This is a genomic window from Lentibacillus juripiscarius (genome assembly GCF_042685205.1).
In the GTDB taxonomy this organism is placed as follows: domain Bacteria; phylum Bacillota; class Bacilli; order Bacillales; family Amphibacillaceae; genus Lentibacillus; species Lentibacillus juripiscarius.
This window is the reverse complement of sequence record NZ_JBHUNA010000024.1, coordinates 156,818-176,792: the sequence shown is the minus strand read 5'-3', so window position 1 is coordinate 176,792 and position 19,975 is coordinate 156,818. Positions and strand designations below refer to the sequence as shown.

Below are 19,975 nucleotides of genomic sequence, written 5' to 3'. Positions count from 1 at the left end.
TTCAATTAGAGGAGGGCATACAATGGATATTCCTGATTATGACAAAGCCCTATATTATACGCTGTGGGGCCAATGGGATGAGTTGCTCATACTGATGGTTCGCACAGAAGATGATATGCTGTCTAAAAAAATCCAGCTTTTTCTCCATGCTTACCATTATTCTCCTGATCAGACAGCAATTGTCGAATCTCACGACAGTTTGTTGTATTATATTGACCATGCAATGAAATATACACCACCGGTTGCCATGGAAGTGTAGGCAAAAAATGCACCAGTTTGTACTGGTGCATTTTTCATTAATTATGTCCCTTTTTCTTTTGGTGATGCCCGTGTCCGTCTTTGTTACCGTAAGGACCTTTGCCTTTGGAATGTCCGCCGTGCCGGTTCCTATGATGTCCTTTCTGATGGCCGTTTTTGTTTTTTCTGTGATGCCAGTCATTGCTTGGTGAGTGATTTTTCCGGTGTCCATTCCCTTTATAAAAAGCATTTTCATTGGCATTTTCATTAGGCTTTTTTTTCTTTGGGACAGCATTCTTCTTCCCACGATGTCCATGCTTTTCCTCTTGATACCTATGTTTTTCCTTGTTTTTCTCATGCGGTCTGATGTTTTTTGATTTTTGTCTAATTTGGTTTGCTTCTTTTTTCCGTTCTTTTACATCATCCACAGGAGGCTTTGTCTTTTCAATTTGTTCAGAGTTTTCAGTCTGTTTTTTCTCAGAACTGGATGCTGCATCCGTGTTTTTATCTGTTTCCGTATTACGTTGACCAGCCGTGTTCCCCGTTTTATTGTCATGACCAACATTTGTATTATAAAAGGAATTTATCATTTCTTTGTCATGATCATCAACAGAGTTTACGCCGGAGGTTTCTGTTTCGTCTGCAGCATCCTTTTCATTCAAACTCTTTGCCATTAATTCGTTCATCGACTGCTTTTTACCCCTGGCCTCGTCCCAAACCTCTTTCGGGACTTGGAATGCTGCTATTTCCCATCCGTTGTTGTTTTCGCTGAAATAAGTATCCAGTTTATCGGTCACGGACGTTTTATGGGTTTCTGGTATGTAGCTGATGCCTACCAGCATACTTTTTCCATTCTTAAGCATGTCAGCCCTTTCAGTTTCCTGCATAATGATTTGCAGAACCTCTTCCAAGCCTTTCCCACTATAATCTTTCAGCTGCTCCAGGAAAACTTCCGCATCGTCATTTTGCGGTTTAATCGAATGAACCTTCAGTTTATCGTCAATTTCCAGTTCCATGTTTGGATTGATGGCAACATTGACATAAGCATAGACTTCTTCTTCTTGCATCATAAAGTAAACAGGTAATAGTAGCAGTAGCAAAGCACATGCCATCGCAGTGATTCGAAATGGGATACGCGTCCTTTCCCCAACAAAGGAATGCCATACAGAAGGACGTTTTTCGTCGAAAGGCTGAAAATGGACTTCCATTCCAACAGCAGCCTCAGGAATGCGCCGCGCTTTCTGAAACGCACCATCTCTCCGCATGACAATCATATATCGCCGGCGCATTTCCATTACGATACCTTTTTTCACGAATGCACCCCCTTCAAATACTCCTTGAGATACGTATAATCCCCAAGCAGTATGATAAAAATGGCCAGGATGAATTTCCTGTTTCGTTCCAATGTTTTTTTGCTGACATTCACTTTTTGTGTCAGGTCTTTTATTGGCAGTTTCTTCTTCCGCCTGACATAATCCCGCAGTATCTGATCCTGATAAAGGATTTTTGCTGCCGCTATCGCTGATTGTCTGGCATCTTTATGTTTTGGCGAAACCTTTGTCAGCTGATCCAGTGACAATTTGTAGGCGTCCAGCTGTTCTTTGAAGTCGAGAATCTCTTCCCTCAAATACCATGCTTTCTGCTTTTCACGGTAAATTTCCTTTACAGCAACAACTTCGGCCGGATTTTCCAGCTGATCATCACCATCATTGTCATTCAATGACGCTGCAACCGGGGTTTTCTGCACATAACGGATATAATCAATCACTTTTCGTTTAATCACAAGCTTTGCAAATGATAAAAACGAACTGCCTCGATCCGGTGCGTAAGACATAATGGCATCATGAAAAGCGGTCAGACCGATACTAAATTCATCATCATGCATTGGATCGATATACCGTTTGCATACCTCTGAAACAGATTTTGCGATAAAAGGCTTATAACTATTCAACAAGTAATCCTGAACAGTATGATCTCCCTCTTGGGCTGCAGCAACCAGTTCTTCGATGGACCTTTCTTCCGGTATATATTCGGGCATCAACCTGCAGCACCTCCAGGCATTACAAAATACGTCCGTTGTATATATTTTTTGGGTGTGGCTGTTAGCTGATCATTGTGATTTATATCATTAAACATCGTTTTTTTCTTTTGCATGATGTCCCCACCATTTCCCGTTAAATTGCGTGTTCAACCTCTTAAAATTGAATAGACATCCTTCATCGTAACCCAACACATTTCTATCGCCTATCACAACAGCATTACAGTTTGTTTAAAAATTAATTACCACAAACAATACGCACCAAATCAGCTTTGTTTATGATAATAATCAATCGGTATAAACAACCCCACCCTGCCGTATGTATCGTGACGAAGTGTGGCAAAAACAACACCAATCACTTTCCCGTCCTGATTGATCACCGGACTTCCGCTATTGCCCCGGTAAACGGGGGCGTCCATCATGATAACCGGCTTATCCCAGCCATCAAGTGTAATCGGCTTAAGCACCGTACCTTTGTTTGCAATGCCATTAAAGCGGATTGGATTTCCGATAAAATACACTTGCTGGTCTTCCTGCTGCCATGCTTTGTCCGCTGCTAAGTCAAGGTGTGGCAGACCTGAACCTTCCACTTCAAGCACCGCCAAATCAGTGCCTGGATACGTTTCTACAACATCACCGGAAAACAATCCCTTCTCCGGGAACGCAACCGTAACCGTGTCTTCCCCCTCAACAACATGGTGATTGGTCAAAATGGTTCCATCATCAGAAATGGAAAAACCAGTTCCTCTTCCGTCATCCGTTTCAATGACTACGACCGACTTTTTATAAGACTGGATCGTATCTTGTGTTGACAATTCCGCCGATGTCAGCAAAAAGTCAATTGCTGGGATTGAAAAGGTCCTTGGCAGCATCGATATGGTATTTAAAACCATCCCCGCTGCAATCAGCCAGAACACCCACTTCGGGAAGGGGCGCTTTGGCTTATTGTCCTTTTCCCGAAGTGACTTTTCCAGCGCTCGCTGCCGCTCTTGTTCCACAAGTTCATACAGCTCTTCCTCATCAAAGTCTTCATATAAATCATCATCAATGATGTCACGGTCATCCCTTCCGTCCTTCATCAGATCACCACCAGGTCATCGCGGCCTTAAGCCTTTCTAAAAATCGGATTCGTTTCCATAATACGATTATACCATTTGCCAGCACCCCTGGAGAAACATTAGAAAACTAGGCTAGCGCCAAGCATTCAGGCGCAGGCGATTGCCTTAGTTGCACTTATACTTGGGACTTTAAAATTTTCACTACACCTGAGTAATCATCCCAGCAAAATTTTATACTTTCCTAACGTAGAAACCAAATCAGACTATTCCCGGTCCGTACCATTCTATGCACAAAGTTGTCACAATCTCTTGTGAAGATTATCACACTTTCGTAAATATGTAATCAAAAGGCCTAGAAAAATGTTATAATTCAATGAGAACAATAACTCGATATGGACGTGAAGTATATGTTACTTAAGGGCTATTATAAAAAAATCGAACCTGCATCCGGTGCCATTATCATGGCAAATGGAATCTTTCTGATTGGTGCAGTTGAGGCATTCCCTGTTCTTGATCAGGTGTACGGAAAATACCTGGCTTTTTTTCTCTTAGTTGCATGGGTTATTATTTACAAGGATTTATCCATTCAGTTCTTTCACCGTGATTTTCTAATTCCGTTCATCCAGAATCCCGTCAATTCATTCGTGATCGGGACATGGATTGCCGGTGTATCTGTTTTATGCAACGTTTTTCTCCGCTATTTTCCCGAGATCCTCCTGCTGACACAGGCAATGGGTATTCTCAACACATTCTTATGGCTTTTCTTTGTGGCTAATTGCATTTATAATTTTAAACAGCTAGTAGTCGATCATAGGAACTATCCTGTGCATGGTGCCATACTGCTCTCGACAGTTGGAACACAGTCCATCATCATTTTATTGAACAATGTGTTTTTTCAGTTTCCGTCGTATTTTTCAGAAGCGATTATCGTGCTTGGGCTCGTTTTCTATCTTGCAGGTGTCGCGCTGCTTTTCAACCGGTACATCAAACACCATGATTGGAGTCTGACCGGTGACTGGGCAAACACGAACTGCATCATTCACGGTGCACTGTCCATTACAGGGCTGGCAATTGTCACGACAAACACGTTTACACCTGGATTTGTCATTTATTTTTGGATTCTGGTATTCGTGCTCCTTGTTGCTGTAGAGGCTGTCGAAATAATCCGCGCCGTCAAACGAGTCAGGCATTATGGATGGAATCAAGGCATCTTTACCTATGATGTCACACAATGGTCCCGAAACTTTACATTTGGCATGTTTTATACGTTTTCACTCATTATGCAGACCAATCCATTTTATCCGGTACCGGAGTGGCTTTATCAATTCCAGCGGGGTTTTATGGATATCTGGGCCTGGATTGTACTGCTGGCTTTAATCTGGGAAATTGCCATATTTATCAAGGCAAGAGCCATTATGGTATATCGTGAAAAGCTAATTGCCCATTAAACAATGAACAGACAGGGGGAATGATTCAAATGCAGCTTGATGAGATGCTTGCATATAATCAGAATTTTGTCGAAAAACAAGCTTATAAACCTTATCAGACAGACAGCATACCAAACGAACGGACTGTCATCTTCACCTGTATGGATTCACGACTGGTTGAACTGCTGCCAAAAGCGCTGAACATCCACAATGGTGATATTAAAATGGTCAAAAATGGCGGAGCGATTATCCGGAAACCGTTTGACAGTATTATGAAGAGCATACTGGTGGCCATTTACGAACTGAAAGCAGAACAGGTCATCGTCATCGGACATTATGACTGTGGTATGTCACATATGGATACGGACGCCTTTAAACAAAAAATGGTTGACAAAGGTGTATCTAAACAGACGCTGGATACATTGGAACACGCTGGTGTTGACCTGGAAAAAGAATTTAAAGGCTTTGACTCCGTTGAAAGTTCTGTCAGAAATAGTGTTTCCATCATCCGGAACCATCCGCTGCTGCCATCCTATGTGAAAACGCACGGACTGGCCATTGACCCGGAAACAGGCAAAGCTGACCTGATTACGAAAGAATAGAATAAGCGTAAACAACAACCTTTAAGCAAAGCTAAAAAAACTGACCTTCACTAATTGGAGAAGGTCAGTTTTAGTTTAAGCATGATACTCAGGACTTTCATCCACATCTTCCGCTGCAAGTCCGGACAGAACGTGCACCCGGAGGATGAAGCCAATCAATTTATCCCCTTCATTCACAACTGCTAGCGGAAAACTGGATTCCAGTGCCTTCGGGATAAGATCATTCACATATTCATCTTGCTGCACAATAGTAATGTCCGTGCACATGACATCCGGCAATGTTTGTTTCTCTTTTATCCCCTTAATCGCGTCATCAATAGTGACAATCCCTTTCACATGGCGACTCCGGTCAACAACAAAAACACTGGATATTCCGTTCTCTTCCATTTCTTTTCGCGCAACATTCAATCCATCTTTCATGGAAACTAGTGCATTCGGCTGGATCATAATGTGCTCCGCCTGGAAAACTTTCGACCGGTCAATATCCCGGATAAAGTCAGCTATATAATCGTTGGCAGGCCTCTCGATAATCTCCTCCGGTGTTCCGATCTGATTCACCTTTCCGTCTTTCATAACGGCCACCCGGTCACCCAGTTTAAATGCTTCATTGACATCATGGGTGATAAATATAATCGTTTTTTGCAGCCGTTCCTGGATGTCCAGCAGTTCCAGCTGCATTTCGCGCCGGATAAGCGGGTCCAGCGCGCTGAATGGCTCGTCCATGAGAAGGATATCCGGATCATTGGCAAGTGCTCGTGCAAGGCCGACCCGCTGCTGCATGCCGCCCGAAAGTTCGTCAGGGTATTTATCTTCATAGCCCTTCAATCCGACACTTTCTATGTTTTTTTGGGCAATTTCCCGGCGTTCTTCTTTAGAGATGTTCCGCACTTCAAGCCCATACTCCACATTGGCCATGATGGTACGATGGTTGAAAAGCCCGAAATGCTGGAAAACCATCGCTACTTTTTTCTGACGTACTTCCTTCAGCTTTTGTTTGCTGGATTTAACGATATCTTCTCCATCAATCCGAATAGCGCCATCCGTTGGTTTATTCAATAAGTTGAAGCAGCGGATAAGCGTTGACTTACCACTTCCGGAAAGCCCCATGATGACAAATATTTCCCCTTCTTCAATTTCCATTGATGCATCATAAACTCCAACCGTATGGCCCGTTTCTGCAAGTATTTCATCTTTGGACATGCCGCTCTTTATTTTAGGGATAACTGACTTTGGCTTCGGTCCAAAAATTTTGGATATATGTTCGAGTTTTATTTTCGGAGCCATTAGCTTACCCTCCTGTGTTTTTGAAATTTATCCGCTACGCCGCCAGTGATGCGGTCAATAATAATGGCGAGGAATACAATGCTAATACCGGCTTCAAATCCAAGTGCAATGTCAATCTGGTTGATCGAAACGAGCACTTGCTCACCTAGTCCTTGTGCGCCAACCATGGATGCAATAACAACCATAGCCAGAGCCATCATTGTTGTCTGGTTCACACCGGCCATAATAGTAGGAAGTGCCTGTGGGAGCTGTATTTTAAAAAGCATTTGCCATCTGGATGAGCCGAATGATTCAGCGGACTCCATCACTTCTTGGTCAACACTGCGGATGGCAAGTTCCGTAAGCCTGATAACAGGAGGAATGGCATAAATCAATGTTGCAAAAATAGCGGACACATTCCCAAGTCCGAAAAAGAAGATTGCCGGGATCAGATAAACGAAACTCGGCATTGTCTGCATGGCATCCAGAATAGGCCGCATGACAACTGAAAATCGTTTGCTGAAAGCCATCCAAACCCCAAGCGGAATACCTAATGCGAGGGAGATAAGTACCGCGGTCATGACAATGGCAATGGTCGTCATCAAGTCCTCCCATAACCCGAATGTCCCGACTAAAAAGATGAAGATACCGTAAAGGAGACCAGCAGTCACCGATTTAAAATACCATCCGAGCAAAATAATCAGCACGATAAATAACCACCATGGTATCCAGATTAAAAACCCTTCAATACCATTAATGACATTTGAGGAAAATAAATAAATAAACTCAAAAAATGCTTCCAGCGTGGTATCCAAAAAATTGACAAATGATTCTACATAATCGCCCAGCTTAAACGTTATATCGGGGAAAACCCCCATTATAATCACACCTTTTTTCTAAGATAAGAAAATATTTAACAATATGAGTGAATTTCATAATTCAATATCTACCTTTAAAATACGAACAATTAGGTTATTGCGTTTGATTTCCACTTCAGGCGGACGCTTTCCGCGGGCGGCTGATGAGCCTCCTCAGGCTAACGCCTTGCGGGGTCTCATCTAGGCCTCTTATCCCGCAGGAGTCGTCCGCCTTCCGTTCCAATCTTCTAAGGTAGAGCACGAATGATTAAGTGTGTTTTCAGTTATAAGTTCGTATATTAAGCAAAAAATGTATTTATGAAATTCATTCAATATAACTCTTAATTGCAAAGTAAGCCACGTCCGGCTCCAGCGCCTTTGTTCATTGAATTGGGAAAGCAGCCAACCGGCAGGCCAGCTGCTTTTTTGAATACTAGTCCGTGTTCAAAAAGGAGGATAAAAAGGACCGAAAATTTCGAGGCGACGTAGTTTCGAGCATAAGGAAAGCTACCCTGAATCCGCATCTCACGCAGGAAAAGCGGTTTTCTTTTCCAAGGAGCAGAGAAACAAGTCAACGAAGAAATACGATGCGTCATTTTTACCGGACTTTTTGAACAACCTATATTACAGTGATTTCTTGACTTTTTCTGCCACATCCTCAGGAATCCATTCCGTCCAAACATCTTCATGTTTCTTCATCCACCAGACGGCTGCTTCCTCTGCAGATGCGTCTTCATTTTCGTTCATGTAGTTCAATGCTTCTTCTGTCAGCGCACTGCTAGTTTCATAGTTTTTCAGAAAATCAACGACATCTGGTGCTTTATCCGGAACATCTTTATGAACAGCAACAACGACATCATTTGGTGGTGCTTGTGTTGCTTTCGTTTTTTCGTATACTTCCGGATCATATTCTGGTTCCTGCAGTAACGTCAAATCATATTTGGCCGTCACAGCTGTTGGGGACCAGTAGTAGCCCACCCATGCTTCCCCAGCTTCATAGGCATCTGCCAGTGAGGCAACAATGGCTGCATCAGAACCAGGTTTAAAGTTGACAAACGACTCATTCAATCCGTACGATTCCATTTTTTTAGTAATAGCTTTTTCAATAGCCCATCCACTTGGTGCGTTGATCAGGCGGCCTTTTCCTGGTTCCGCCGGATCCTCAAAAAGTTCTGGATAGTTTTTCAGGTCCTCAACCGTTTTCAGGCCTGGAGCCATTGGTTCAATGCCGCGTTCCTCATCACCTTCAATGACATATGTTGGAACATACAAGCCTTGTTCATTGTCATCAAAATTCACAGAAACCTTCTCGATTTCACCAGCTTCAATCGCTTCTTCGTACACTTCTTTAATATTATCGGTCCAGACTTCCGTGTAGATATCAATATCACCTTCCCGCAGCCCCTGAACAGTTGCCGCCGTGGATCCTGGTGTAACTTCCGTATCAATACCATAGCCCTCTTCAATGATTCGCTGTGCAATCGAATTGTGCACCCTAATACTGTTCCAGCCAGCGTCAGCGAAAACAAGCTTATCCACTTTGTTCTCTGAACCTGATTCAGATTCTGCTTCTGAATCTGAACCGCCACAGGCAGCTAGCACTGTCAGCATCATCACAGCTGCCAAGATTAATAGCTTTTTCATTTGATTACCCCTTTTTTGTTTATTTTTCTTGTGTCCTCGAAATCAAAAAAAACTGAATATCGTCGTTTGACGAGGTGAAAAAAATATGTCCCTGAAGGTTAGAAGGTGACATGACTTGTGTGAACGAAGCATTGTGTGGATGACATCTCTTGTAAACACTATTTATCATAATAGACTAAATAGTTTTTATCAAACCGCAAATTCATTGATTTACGACGATTAACAAAGATATAACCATGATAGCTCACTATAACGTGCCAATCCTTGCATAATATTCCAAAATACTCTCTCTATCGACAAAAAAGCCGGTGTGACGCGCTTTTCCGACGGCAATATCTCCGTAATAGATATGGATACGGAAGACAAGTAGTATTTTATGGGTGCCATTCCGGTGTTCTGTTGGGACCGAATGACAGGTTCTCCTCTCTGTTCGGTCGTTCGTCACCTATATGTAGTTATTAAATGATTTGATGTATTCATTACAATATTAGATATCAAAAAAACGCTTGGATAATTATATATCTATCCAAACGTTTTTGTTTGTTAAGTCAATTGTTAAAATAGGTTTTAAAATAACTTTATTGTTTCCGATGCAGTTGATATAAACTGCGACACAATTTGTGTGCTATGACACCGCTACGGAAATACACTTGGTGCTCGTCGTGTTGCAAGTCTTCCGATGAAGACTTTCTTGATTTTCGCGCGACTTTTGGACCGGTTCGCGCGACTTTCGGCCCGGCTGCGCGACGTAGCAGTTATGTCGCAGTTTATAGACATTGTTCAGGAGGGGTTCATTCCCTAAAGTGAAGCAAAAAACCTCGGCTTGGTATTCAGCGCACCGAGGTTACTATCTATCACCATCAGACAACATTTTATTAGCTCATCTAATTCTCTTATTTACCCGCGGTTTCTTTAATAATCTCCATCACACGGCTCCGTGCCTTTTCACTCCGGTAGTTTTTCATATGATCAATCATGACCGGCGCCTGTTTTTTCAGCTTGTTTAACTCTTGCACCAGTGAATCGTTTGTCAGTTCTTCTTCTTCAAGGACATTTGCGTAATTTTTCTCTTTAAAAGAATTGGCATTAATAATCTGGTCTCCTCTGCTTGCCGATCGGGACAATGGAACAAGGAGCATTGGTTTCCTTAATGCCAGAAACTCAAAAATGGCGTTCGCCCCGGCACGCGACAGAACAAAATCAGCGGCAGCAAACATATCCTTCAAATCTTCATGAACGTATTCAAATTGCACGTAACCAGCTTGTTCGGCGGAGGGATCGATTTTTCCTGACCCGCAAATATGGGCAATCTGAAATTCGGGTAATAACTGATTAAGGCTTTCCCGGACAGTTTGATTGATTTTTTCGGATCCGCCGCTTCCGCCCATAATTAAAAGAACGGGTTTTGCCTTCGTGAATCCGCACATTTCAAGTCCGCGTGTTTTATCCCCTTCAAACAATTCTTCGCGTATAACGGCGCCAACATATTCGGCTTTTTTCTGTGGAAGATAGTCCATTGTTTCTGGAAACGTTGCCAGTACTCGTTTCGCAAATGGAATCGCCAATTTGTTGGCTAGCCCCGGCGTGAAATCCGACTCATGGATAACTGCCGGAACCCCGCGCAGTTTTGCGGCAACAATCACCGGAACGGATACAAAACCACCTTTGGAAAAGACAACCGACGGCTTCCGTTTGCCAAGGATACGCCATGACTCAAGCGTTCCTTTCAACACTTTGAATGGATCCTTCATATTCTCCTTCGACAGGTAGCGTCGCAATTTCCCTGTTGACACAGAATGATAGGAGACACCTTCAAGCGGTTCAATCAGCCTTCGTTCAATTCCCTGCCTGGAACCAATATAATCTATTTCCCAGCCCTCTTTTTGAAATAACGGAATCAAGGCCAGATTGACAATGACATGCCCTGCTGTGCCACCACCCGTAAATAGAATTCGATTTGCTTTCATAACCCAAGCACTCCTTCTTTCGCACACGTTAGAAAAACTTGACTTTCACTAAGTCTTTATAGTGAAAGCCTTAGTTTTACTTATAAGGTCAACCATCATTTATACTTCCTGACGTTGAAGTAAAACGGTATAATGATGTGGAATCAATTTTTACTTCTTCTATCCTAATGGAAAATTATATAGAAAGGAAGGGTATTATGCATGAAACAGCAACATTAAAGGAAAAGCTCAAACTATTCACTGTCATCGTAATACCCATCCTGATTACCCAATCTGGTATGTATCTCATGAACTTTTTTGACACAGTGATGTCCGGGCGGGCAAGTGCTGCCGATCTGGCCGGTGCAGCTATCGGATCCAGCCTGTGGGTCCCGATCTTCACAGGTTTTAACGGCGTGTTCCTAGCCATTACACCGATTATTGCACATATTATTGGAGCAGGAAAGAAAAAGATGTTTCGGAAAAATCCAGCAAGGTATTTACCTGGCAGTCATACTGGCCTTATTGGTTCTTCTCTTCGGGGCGTTTGCGCTTAATCCTGTCATGCAATTGATGGATCTAGAAGCAGATGTCCGTCACATCGCCAAATATTACCTTATTGCCCTGGGGGCTGGAACCGTTCGGCTATTGGGTTGGTATCATTATTGGCTTAAGCGCCGGCGCTCTCGCACTTGTCATACGGCTCCGGCACCTGCAGAAACAAAAGCTGCGACTTATACATTCGGAGTAGGAAAACTTTCCGACATTACTAAAAAGACCGCCCATAATAGGCGGTCTTTTCGCATACGCTTTTTTAAAGCTGCATCACAGGTTATAGAAACAGCCCTGCGATGGTTGCGGACAGGATGGAAGCGAGTGTCGCACCAATCAGCAATTTCATACCGAAACCGGAAACCTGTACGGCCTTCTTGCTGTCGATCCCCTGAACAGTTCCGGCAATAATACCAATCGATGAGAAGTTAGCAAAGCTTGTCAGAAATACCGATACAATGCCAACTGTTTTTTCAGACATGCCTCCCAGGATATCCTGGAACTCAAGCATTGCAACAAATTCATTCGTGACAATCTTGGTGCCCATTATACCGCCTGCCTCAATGACTTCCCCAGGCGAAATGCCCATTAGTATACCAATCGGAGCAATAATATAGCCAAGAATCTCCTGTAACGTCACACCAGCAAATACAAACTGAATCAGCCAATTAACTAACTCAAGTGAAGCAATAAATGCAATCAGCATGGCAGCAACGATTAAGGCAATTTTTCCGCCATCAAGCGCTCCATTGCTCATGGCTTCAAAAATGCTTTTATCATTGGACACATCTTTCACATCCACCACATCTTCCTCTTCAGGGACCTTCACAGGCGCAATGACGGATGCCATGATTAGTGCACTGAACATGTTAAGCGGCAATGCTGCAAGCACATATTGCGGCGGCAGAATCTGCAAGTAAGCTCCGACAATGGATGCCGATACGGAACCCATGGCAGATGCACTGACAATATAGAGCCGATTGTTATTCAAATGATGGAACTGCGTCTTAACGGCCAGCAAAGCTTCTGACTGACCGAAAAAGATACTGTTTACCGCGTTAAAGGACTCCACCTTTGGCAGACCGGTAATTTTTGATAACAGACCGCCTAAATATTTGATAATCGGCGGCAAGATGCGCAAATAGGTAAGCACTGACAAAAGTGTCGAGAAAAAGATAATCAGCAGCAAGACATTAAAAAAGAACACGCTTCCGCCTTCAGTTATCTGAATACCACCGACAACAAAGTTCACACCCTCTTTACCAAACTCAATCAGCTTATTAAAGCCTGCCGAAATTCCACTAATAACCGCACGGCCGATATCTGTATTGAACATGAACCATGTAATAACAAGCTGGGCAAGGAGCATGATACCAATACCCTTAAAATTGATATTTTTCTTATCGTTCGACATGAAATATGCCAAAGCCAATACAATAATGATTGCTAATACCCCAAAAATAATACCCACTGGTTTGCCTCCCCTATGATGTGAAGCGAATGCAGCATCATGAAACTGCTTACAAATCCGCTTTTTTCATTGTCAATTTTAACAGGTTGTCAGACGTCCAGCAAATTAAAAATTTACCAAATAGAATTATACAGTTTTATTAGTTATACCCTGCACCTAGGAGTTTTAAAAGAAATAACCCAAAGAACGTAATTAAAATTGCGTTTCACACGTTACTGACAATATCATCCTATTCCTAACATTCCTTAAAAAAACCCCCGCAAGGACTTCTCATCCAAGCGAGGGTTTTATTTTTGCTGTATAAGTCATTAGCCTTCGAGCAGCAAGTCGTATGGGTCTTCGAGCAACTCTTTGATGCGTACAAGGAATTGTACTGCTTCTTTTCCGTCAACAATCCGATGGTCATAGGATAATGCCAGGTACATCATTGGACGGACTTCAATGGAATCATCCGGCATAACCATTGGACGTTTTTGGATATTATGCATGCCAAGAATACCAACCTGTGGTGAATTAAGGATTGGTGTCGACAGCATCGAACCAAATGTTCCGCCATTGGTGATCGTGAATGTTCCGCCCTGCAGTTCATCCAGTGACAACTCTTTATTAACGGCTTTTTTGCCGAGATTGGCAATTTCACTTTCAACACCGGCAAAGTCCATTTTGTCTGCATCACGGACAACCGGTACGACAAGTCCTTCTTCCGTCGATACAGCAATTCCAATGTCATAGAATTTTTTCAGTACAAGTTCGTTACCCTGAATTTCCGCATTTAGAAGTGGGAAGTCTTTCAGAGCGCCGATAACAGCTTTTGTAAAGAAAGACATGAAGCCTAACTTAATATCATGTTTCTGCATGAACTTTTCTTTCCGCTCACTGCGCAGTTTCATGATTCCTGACATATCCACTTCATTGAATGTTGTCAGCATGGCTGATTCCTGCTGTACATTCACAAGCCGATTTGCAATCGTTTGACGGCGGCGTGACATTTTGACCCGTTCAACTGGCTTATCAAATGTCGTTTTTTCCGATTGCTTCGGTTCTTCTTTTTTGGCCGGTTTTGCTTCTTTCTGTTCGCTGGTACCTTTGGCATGAGTATCAACATCTTCCGGACGGATACGGCCTAATGGATCGCGTGCCTGTACTTTGCTCAAATCAATACCCAGTTCACGTGCACGTTTACGGGTAGCAGGAGATGCGATGACGTCTGCATTATCAGCCGGTTGCTCTTCTCTTTGTGTATCTGCCTTTGCAGCAGGTGTTTCCTGTGGTGCTTCTTCTTTCGTTTCAGCTGCTTCGCCTGATGTGTTGTCAGACGCACCGGAAGCATCAGCCCCAGCTTCCCCATTCTCATCTACTTTAGCAATAACGTCGCCGACTTCGACATCCTCACCTTCGTCACGGACGATTTCTGTGATGACACCGGCATAATCTGTATTTACTTCGACGTTCACTTTGTCTGTTTCCAGCTCGACGACTGCGTCCCCTTTTTCAACTTTGTCGCCTTTTTTGACGAGCCACTCGGAAATAGTGCCTTCTGTGATGGATTCTGCAAGTTCCGGAATCTTAATTTCGTTCACTGGAATCTCCTCCTTTGGACGGGTTAATTGCTTCCTGAATAATCTGCTTTTGCTCGGTTTTGTCAACATTTGGTTCTCCCACTGCAGGTGAAGCGCGGTGTGGACGGCCAACATAGCGTAATGTCTGCCCTTCTTGCAGCAACTCCCGCAAGTAATCATCGACAAAATCCCAGCTGCCCATGTTTTGCGGTTCTTCCTGTACCCATACAATTTCCTCCAGGTTCGGAAGTTCTTTCAGCTCTTTTTCAAGTTGCTTTGTCGGGAATGGATAAATTTGTTCCAATCGAAGAACACGCAGCCAATCAAATTTTTCATCCGAGTCGGCAATTGCCTCTTCAATGTCAACCATTACCTTACCACTTCCGATTAACAGCCGCTTGGCATTCTTCTTGCTCACTTTCAAATTTGGCTGCTGGCGCAATGGTTCAAATTTGCCTTCTGTAAATTCTTTCGCCTCCGAAGCAACCCGCTGGTTACGCAGCAGACTTTTCGGTGTCATTAGTACGAGCGGACGAGCTTCCTCCCTGCCGCGCATAGCCGCTTGACGGCGAATCAAATGGAAAAATTGAGCTGACGATGTCACATTGGCAACAATCAGGTTATTTTCCGCTGCAAGCTGCAGAAAGCGTTCCAGACGTGCACTGGAATGTTCCGGTCCTTGTCCTTCATACCCGTGCGGAAGCAGCATGACAAGGTTTGACTTGTCACCCCATTTTGCACGTGCTGCGGAAATAAACTGGTCAAAAATGACTTGCGCCGCATTGGCAAAATCCCCAAACTGCGCTTCCCAGATGACAAGCGTGTTAGGTGCCTGAACACTATACCCGTATTCAAATCCTAAAACACCTGCTTCTGAAAGCGGGCTGTTACGGATGTCGAACGAAGCTTCCGTACCTTCAAGTCCATGCAGCGGGCTGTATTTGTCCCCGGTTTTCGCATCATGAAGAACCATATGCCTGTGTGCAAACGTTCCGCGCTCGGTGTCCTGACCTGTCAGGCGAATTGGAATGCCATCATTAAGAATAGATGCATACGTTAAAGCTTCACCGGCACCCCAATCTGCCTTGTTCCCTTCTTCCAGAACATTTTCGCGTCGTTTGAGAATCCGTTCCAGCTTCCGGAACACGGTAAAACCTTCAGGGCGCTTTTGCATGTCTCTATTCAGTGCTTTCAGATCTTCCAGTGGTACAGCTGTCTCAAACTGATCCAGTCCATTCGTCAATGCGCTCGGCATCACTTTTGGCTCGGGTTCACCAGTATCGTTTTCCTTCATGTTTTCATATGTTTCCCGAAGGTTGGCTGTCACCTGTTCCATGACCTTTGTCAGTTCATCAGATTCAACTATGCCATCCTGCTGCAGTTTTTCAGCGAAAACGCCGGCAGATGTCGGGTGTTCATCTATATTTTTATACAGTTTCGGCTGTGTCGCTCTTGGCTCATCCATTTCATTGTGGCCATAGCGGCGATAACCGACAAGATCAATCAAGAAATCCTTATGGAACTTTTGACGATATTCATAAGCCATCGTAATGGCAGCAATACATGCAACCGGGTCATCTGCATTGACATGGATAATCGGAATTTCAAAACCTTTGGCCAAATCGCTGGCGTATCGGGTGGAACGTCCGTCCTGCTGATCAGTTGTATAGCCAAGAAGGTTATTTGCAATGATATGCAGCGTTCCGCCTGTCTGATAGCCCGGCAAGCCTTTGAAATTCAACGTTTCCGCAACAACACCTTCACCGATGAATGCCGCATCCCCATGAATCAATACTGGCAGAGCTTTTCGGAAGTCCTGCTCCGGATATCCTTTTTGGGAACGGTCATCCTGTCCTGCACGTGTAAATCCTTCCACAACTGGATTAACAAATTCCAAATGTGACGGATTGTTGGCAAGAGTGATTCGTGTTCCGGACCGTTCATCATCCGCTTTGACATCTTTTGTTGCTCCAAAGTGGTACTTCACATCACCGGTCCAACCATAATTAATGCCTGTTGAACCTTCCGATGGAATCAGTTCTTTATCGGGTGAATGGTGAAACTCGGAGAATATTTTATCAAACGGCTTACCCAATACGTGTGCAAGGACACTCAGGCGTCCGCGGTGGGCCATCCCCATCATAATATGTTCGATATTGTCTTCAATCGAATTCTGGACAACCTTGTCAAGCATTGGAACCATCGATGCGAGACCTTCAATGGAAAAGCGCTTCTGGCCGACAAATGTTTTTTGCAGAAACTCCTCGAAGCCTTCCACTTCAGCAAGGCGCTTCAGCAACCCTTTTTTACGCTCGTTGGAAAAGCCGTCATGGAACCGTGCCGATTCAATATAATCCAGGAGCCACGCCCGTTCATCATCTTTGTTCACATGATCATATTCAAAGGTGATTGTTCCGGAGTACAAGGATTTCAGCCGTTCAATGACCTCATATCCATCATCAACACCACTCGGAGCCTGTTCCCACAGCCAGTTAGCAGGGATATCCCGTAAATCCGCTTCCGTCAGTCCGTAAGTCTCCGGATTAACTAGCTCGGTTTTTCGCCCATCACGTCCTACCGGATAGATATCTGACTCAAGATGTCCAAAACGACGAATAGCCTCAACAAGTTTCATTGCTGAGGTCAGTTTTTTGACATCTCCTATAGAAGGACCAGATTGTGTCACCTGCTGAGCTGATTCTGATGTATGACGTACCCGTTCAGGGGCACCGTGCTTGTCAAACAATTCCTTCAGCGAAGAATCTACAGCAGCAGGATCCTCCTTATATAATTCGTACTGTTCTTCGATATAACCCATATTGGGACCATGAAAACTCTCCCAGAATCTTTCGTGGGATTCCTCACTCTGTGCCACGTCATATACCCCCATTAGAAGTTAACTTTATCCCCGTTAGATAACGGCCTTTCATATCCATTGTTCATTATAGAACTCTGTCGCAACTTCATCAACTAATATACCCTATTTCAAGGGCAGAAACAATAAGCGCCAGGACAGTTCCAAAAATAAAACAATTCGCATAATATGACGTTTTCCTTTAAAACTTGGATAAGAGTTCACATCATAGCTATAATCAGGTATAATGAAGGCATACTAAACGTAACAAAGGCTATGATTCATGCATGAAAAGGAGGATGTTCCATGAAGCTTACATTGTTGATGGGCGTTATCATAACATTTCTAGTTTCCTGTTTCACAGCAGGATATGATGCAAAACCAGGTGTACCGAAAAAGAACCAGTAAAGAACAAAAGCATCGGCATAACAGCCGATGCTTTTCTTATTCGGTGGCAGTACACTAGGCCATTCCGGGAAAGCCACGCTGCCGCAGTACTTCAAATGTAATAATTGCAGCTGTATTCGATAAGTTCAATGAACGGACCTGGCCACTCATCGGAATACGTAAACATTGGTCCTCTTTTCCTTCCAGAAACTCCGGCGGAAATCCCGAGCCTTCCCGGCCGAATACAAACAGTAAATCCTCTTCCATATTACTGAAATCATAATCGGTATAATAATTGGACCCAACATTTTCAATATAATAGAATGTGCCATTGGGATAATTGGCATACACTTCCTCAATGGAGTCATATTCCCGAACATCTGTATATTGCCAGTAATCAAGCCCGGCACGGCGAACCATTTTGTCACTTGTCGAGAATCCCAAAGGACGGATCAGATGCAATGTGGCCCCTGACCCTAGGCAAGTTCTTGCAATATTCCCGGTATTAGCTGGTATTTCCGGCTGATATAGTACAATATGCAAACCCACGTTTCTTCTCCTCTTTCCTTCACATTTTCAGTTCAAAAAGTCCGCCTCCTTTTTGAACACGCACTATTATAGCATTACTCACCAATTCGGAAAAATTTATATTGTGTATCCGGTGTCCATGCGAGTGAATCTTCATATGACCAGTAACGGTTCCGGCTGTTATCTGTATGTGCATTGACAAGGGGCATGCCATCCGGGTCTTTGGCGACAACAATCGTGTTATGATCCCATCTGCCATCCCCTGCAAAGTCATAGCAAATAATATCACCTGGTATCAGATCGCTTGCTGACTCCATTTCTTTTCCTTTTAATCCCGCAGTTGATCCGCTTAAATACCACCGGAGTGAATGAGCCACTGCCCAGCTGTAACTCCAATTATCCTCCCCATACCACCAGCCACTTTCACGGTCGGGGGCTCCACGCATGGGCGCACCTCCAGCCCTCATGCATTGTGACACAAAATTAGTGCAGTCCACGTCAAACTTCCTATATTCCGGATTATAGCTGTTCCACCATCGTTCCGCATACTGAACAGCAGCACGTCTGTCATAATCAAATCGTTCAACTGATCTGTTTTCCCCTGTGGCATTGGAAACAGGGTGGGTATGCCCGGGCTCCACGGGTTCGGCATCCCTTTCCACTCGCCAGTGCCCGGTAATTCTGTCATCTTCCAACTGAAACCAATACGGTATTACTTGTTCTTCTCTAATAAACTTACCATTTTGCCTGATCAGCAATGCCAAATGAAGCAAATACTGGTACACTGTCTGTTTACCGTACCTAATGGATTCAAAAACATGTCCATGGCCGGTAATCCGGGCAATCTCCGCTCCTCGCTCACGATATGATGTTTTTTTTCGCTGCCACCAGCCGGCTTGGTCATCAGACGCCAATTGAAAAAATTCCAGCCAAGTATCTTTCACTTTTTCCATAAAAAATCCCCTCCAATACCAGTATATGGAGGGAATGGCTGTCCAAAGCACCATCCATTCACAATCAGAATCAACCGCTCGAAATGGTTTTTTCAAGTGCCAGCAGGAATTCTTTCTTATCCAGTCCACCGCCATAACCAATCATTTTCCCGTCAGCGCCTATCACACGGTGGCACGGGACTACAATCGATAGCGGATTTTTATTAACGGCGCCTCCTGCAGCACGCACGGCTTTAGGGTTTCCAATTGCTTGTGCAATACCTTTATACGCTGTCGTTTCACCATATGGAATAAAGTCGTAAAGCGCCTGCCAGATTTGTTTCTGAAATGGGGTCCCGTGAAACTTGAATGGAAAAGAAAACGCTTGACGCGCACCATGAAAATATTCCTGAAGTTCCTGCTTAGCCTGCTCCACCTGTTCGGGACTATGGACAAAACTTCTATCCGGAAAATACCGTTTTACCCAAGCTGCCATCTTGTTATTCATCGATTGAAACGACCCATATTCCACGCGTACAATGTTCTCCCCATCACCAACAATCAGCATTGTCCCGACTGGCGTTTCCACCTCATCATAATAAAGTGTCATGACAAAACCT

Annotated in this window: 17 protein-coding genes; 4 read left to right on the top strand and 13 right to left on the bottom strand. The window is 43.8% G+C overall.

Translation table 11 applies throughout. From position 1 onward, the window contains the following. Positions 1-22 precede the first annotated feature (22 nt). On the top strand, positions 23-259 hold the full coding sequence (locus ACFSUO_RS12145; RefSeq protein WP_382394422.1) for a YhdB family protein: 237 nt from the start codon (positions 23-25) through the stop codon (positions 257-259). Positions 260-296: 37 nt separating this feature from the next. Here the strand turns inward: ACFSUO_RS12145 and ACFSUO_RS12140 are convergent, their stop codons facing one another. The 3 genes from ACFSUO_RS12140 to ACFSUO_RS12130 all read right to left on the bottom strand — a co-directional run bounded on the left by ACFSUO_RS12140 (position 297) and on the right by ACFSUO_RS12130 (position 3,354). Next, entirely contained in the window at positions 297-1,550 is a 1,254-nt protein-coding gene (locus ACFSUO_RS12140) for an anti-sigma factor domain-containing protein (protein WP_382394420.1), read from the bottom strand. Next, entirely contained in the window at positions 1,547-2,275 is a 729-nt protein-coding gene (gene sigI / locus ACFSUO_RS12135; RefSeq protein ID WP_382394418.1) for an RNA polymerase sigma-I factor, read from the bottom strand. The genes ACFSUO_RS12140 and sigI overlap by 4 nt, the downstream gene beginning before the upstream one ends. Before the next feature lie 266 nt (positions 2,276-2,541). Beyond that, positions 2,542-3,354 carry a S1C family serine protease gene (locus ACFSUO_RS12130; RefSeq protein ID WP_382394416.1) on the bottom strand — a complete coding sequence of 271 codons (813 nt, stop codon included), beginning with the start codon at positions 3,352-3,354 and terminating at the stop codon, positions 2,542-2,544. Between the two features lie 386 nt (positions 3,355-3,740). Between ACFSUO_RS12130 and ACFSUO_RS12125 the strand changes: the two genes are divergently transcribed. Beyond that, a complete protein-coding gene (locus tag ACFSUO_RS12125; protein ID WP_382394414.1) occupies positions 3,741-4,781 on the top strand; it encodes a hypothetical protein in 1,041 nt (346 codons plus the stop codon). 29 nt (positions 4,782-4,810) lie between these two features. Then, a complete protein-coding gene (locus ACFSUO_RS12120) occupies positions 4,811-5,362 on the top strand; it encodes a beta-class carbonic anhydrase (protein ID WP_382394412.1) in 552 nt (183 codons plus the stop codon). Positions 5,363-5,437: 75 nt separating this feature from the next. Here the strand turns inward: ACFSUO_RS12120 and ACFSUO_RS12115 are convergent, their stop codons facing one another. From ACFSUO_RS12115 to ACFSUO_RS12100, 4 genes are all read right to left on the bottom strand, one after another. Next, a complete protein-coding gene (locus ACFSUO_RS12115; protein ID WP_382394410.1) occupies positions 5,438-6,646 on the bottom strand; it encodes a quaternary amine ABC transporter ATP-binding protein in 1,209 nt (402 codons plus the stop codon). After that, a complete protein-coding gene (locus ACFSUO_RS12110; protein WP_382394408.1) occupies positions 6,646-7,503 on the bottom strand; it encodes an ABC transporter permease in 858 nt (285 codons plus the stop codon). Before ACFSUO_RS12110 ends, ACFSUO_RS12115 begins: the two co-directional genes overlap by 1 nt. Before the next feature lie 603 nt (positions 7,504-8,106). Beyond that, positions 8,107-9,126 carry an ABC transporter substrate-binding protein gene (locus ACFSUO_RS12105; protein WP_382394406.1) on the bottom strand — a complete coding sequence of 340 codons (1,020 nt, stop codon included), beginning with the start codon at positions 9,124-9,126 and terminating at the stop codon, positions 8,107-8,109. An 893-nt stretch (positions 9,127-10,019) separates the two neighbouring features. Next, complete coding sequence (locus tag ACFSUO_RS12100) at positions 10,020-11,093, bottom strand: undecaprenyldiphospho-muramoylpentapeptide beta-N-acetylglucosaminyltransferase (protein ID WP_382394404.1); 1,074 nt, start codon at positions 11,091-11,093, stop codon at positions 10,020-10,022. A 197-nt stretch (positions 11,094-11,290) separates the two neighbouring features. Here ACFSUO_RS12100 and ACFSUO_RS12095 point away from each other — a divergent pair, with 197 nt between their 5' ends. Beyond that, a complete protein-coding gene (locus ACFSUO_RS12095) occupies positions 11,291-11,629 on the top strand; it encodes an MATE family efflux transporter (protein WP_382394402.1) in 339 nt (112 codons plus the stop codon). 275 nt (positions 11,630-11,904) lie between these two features. Here the strand turns inward: ACFSUO_RS12095 and ACFSUO_RS12090 are convergent, their stop codons facing one another. The 6 genes from ACFSUO_RS12090 to ACFSUO_RS12065 form a co-directional block, all read right to left on the bottom strand. Continuing rightward, positions 11,905-13,095 (bottom strand): NupC/NupG family nucleoside CNT transporter, encoded by a 1,191-nt coding sequence (locus ACFSUO_RS12090; RefSeq protein WP_382394400.1) that lies wholly within the window; start codon positions 13,093-13,095, stop codon positions 11,905-11,907. Positions 13,096-13,403: 308 nt separating this feature from the next. Next, on the bottom strand, positions 13,404-14,675 hold the full coding sequence (gene odhB, locus ACFSUO_RS12085; RefSeq protein WP_382394398.1) for a 2-oxoglutarate dehydrogenase complex dihydrolipoyllysine-residue succinyltransferase: 1,272 nt from the start codon (positions 14,673-14,675) through the stop codon (positions 13,404-13,406). Further along, positions 14,662-17,529, bottom strand: coding sequence for a 2-oxoglutarate dehydrogenase E1 component (locus tag ACFSUO_RS12080; RefSeq protein ID WP_382394396.1), 2,868 nt, complete (start codon positions 17,527-17,529; stop codon positions 14,662-14,664). Before ACFSUO_RS12080 ends, odhB begins: the two co-directional genes overlap by 14 nt. Positions 17,530-17,970: 441 nt before the next feature. Continuing rightward, a complete protein-coding gene (locus ACFSUO_RS12075; RefSeq protein ID WP_382394394.1) occupies positions 17,971-18,444 on the bottom strand; it encodes a tRNA (cytidine(34)-2'-O)-methyltransferase in 474 nt (157 codons plus the stop codon). 74 nt (positions 18,445-18,518) lie between these two features. Next, positions 18,519-19,376 carry an amidase domain-containing protein gene (locus ACFSUO_RS12070; protein ID WP_382394392.1) on the bottom strand — a complete coding sequence of 286 codons (858 nt, stop codon included), beginning with the start codon at positions 19,374-19,376 and terminating at the stop codon, positions 18,519-18,521. A gap of 70 nt (positions 19,377-19,446) precedes the next feature. Continuing rightward, positions 19,447-19,965, bottom strand: a complete 519-nt coding sequence (locus ACFSUO_RS12065) for a methylated-DNA--[protein]-cysteine S-methyltransferase (protein WP_382394390.1) — start codon at positions 19,963-19,965, stop codon at positions 19,447-19,449. Positions 19,966-19,975 lie beyond the last annotated feature (10 nt).

What these genes read in the sequence shown, in the direction of transcription:
- ACFSUO_RS12145 (WP_382394422.1), top strand. Translation starts at nt 23, where the DNA reads ATGGATATTCCTGATTATGACAAAGCCCTATATTATACGCTGTGGGGC.
- sigI (WP_382394418.1), bottom strand. Translation starts at nt 2,275, where the DNA reads ATGCCCGAATATATACCGGAAGAAAGGTCCATCGAAGAACTGGTTGCT.
- ACFSUO_RS12130 (WP_382394416.1), bottom strand. Translation starts at nt 3,354, where the DNA reads ATGAAGGACGGAAGGGATGACCGTGACATCATTGATGATGATTTATAT.
- ACFSUO_RS12125 (WP_382394414.1), top strand. Translation starts at nt 3,741, where the DNA reads ATGTTACTTAAGGGCTATTATAAAAAAATCGAACCTGCATCCGGTGCC.
- ACFSUO_RS12120 (WP_382394412.1), top strand. Translation starts at nt 4,811, where the DNA reads ATGCAGCTTGATGAGATGCTTGCATATAATCAGAATTTTGTCGAAAAA.
- ACFSUO_RS12115 (WP_382394410.1), bottom strand. Translation starts at nt 6,646, where the DNA reads ATGGCTCCGAAAATAAAACTCGAACATATATCCAAAATTTTTGGACCG.
- ACFSUO_RS12110 (WP_382394408.1), bottom strand. Translation starts at nt 7,503, where the DNA reads ATGGGGGTTTTCCCCGATATAACGTTTAAGCTGGGCGATTATGTAGAA.
- ACFSUO_RS12105 (WP_382394406.1), bottom strand. Translation starts at nt 9,126, where the DNA reads ATGAAAAAGCTATTAATCTTGGCAGCTGTGATGATGCTGACAGTGCTA.
- ACFSUO_RS12100 (WP_382394404.1), bottom strand. Translation starts at nt 11,093, where the DNA reads ATGAAAGCAAATCGAATTCTATTTACGGGTGGTGGCACAGCAGGGCAT.
- ACFSUO_RS12095 (WP_382394402.1), top strand. Translation starts at nt 11,291, where the DNA reads ATGCATGAAACAGCAACATTAAAGGAAAAGCTCAAACTATTCACTGTC.
- ACFSUO_RS12070 (WP_382394392.1), bottom strand. Translation starts at nt 19,376, where the DNA reads ATGGAAAAAGTGAAAGATACTTGGCTGGAATTTTTTCAATTGGCGTCT.
- ACFSUO_RS12065 (WP_382394390.1), bottom strand. Translation starts at nt 19,965, where the DNA reads ATGACACTTTATTATGATGAGGTGGAAACGCCAGTCGGGACAATGCTG.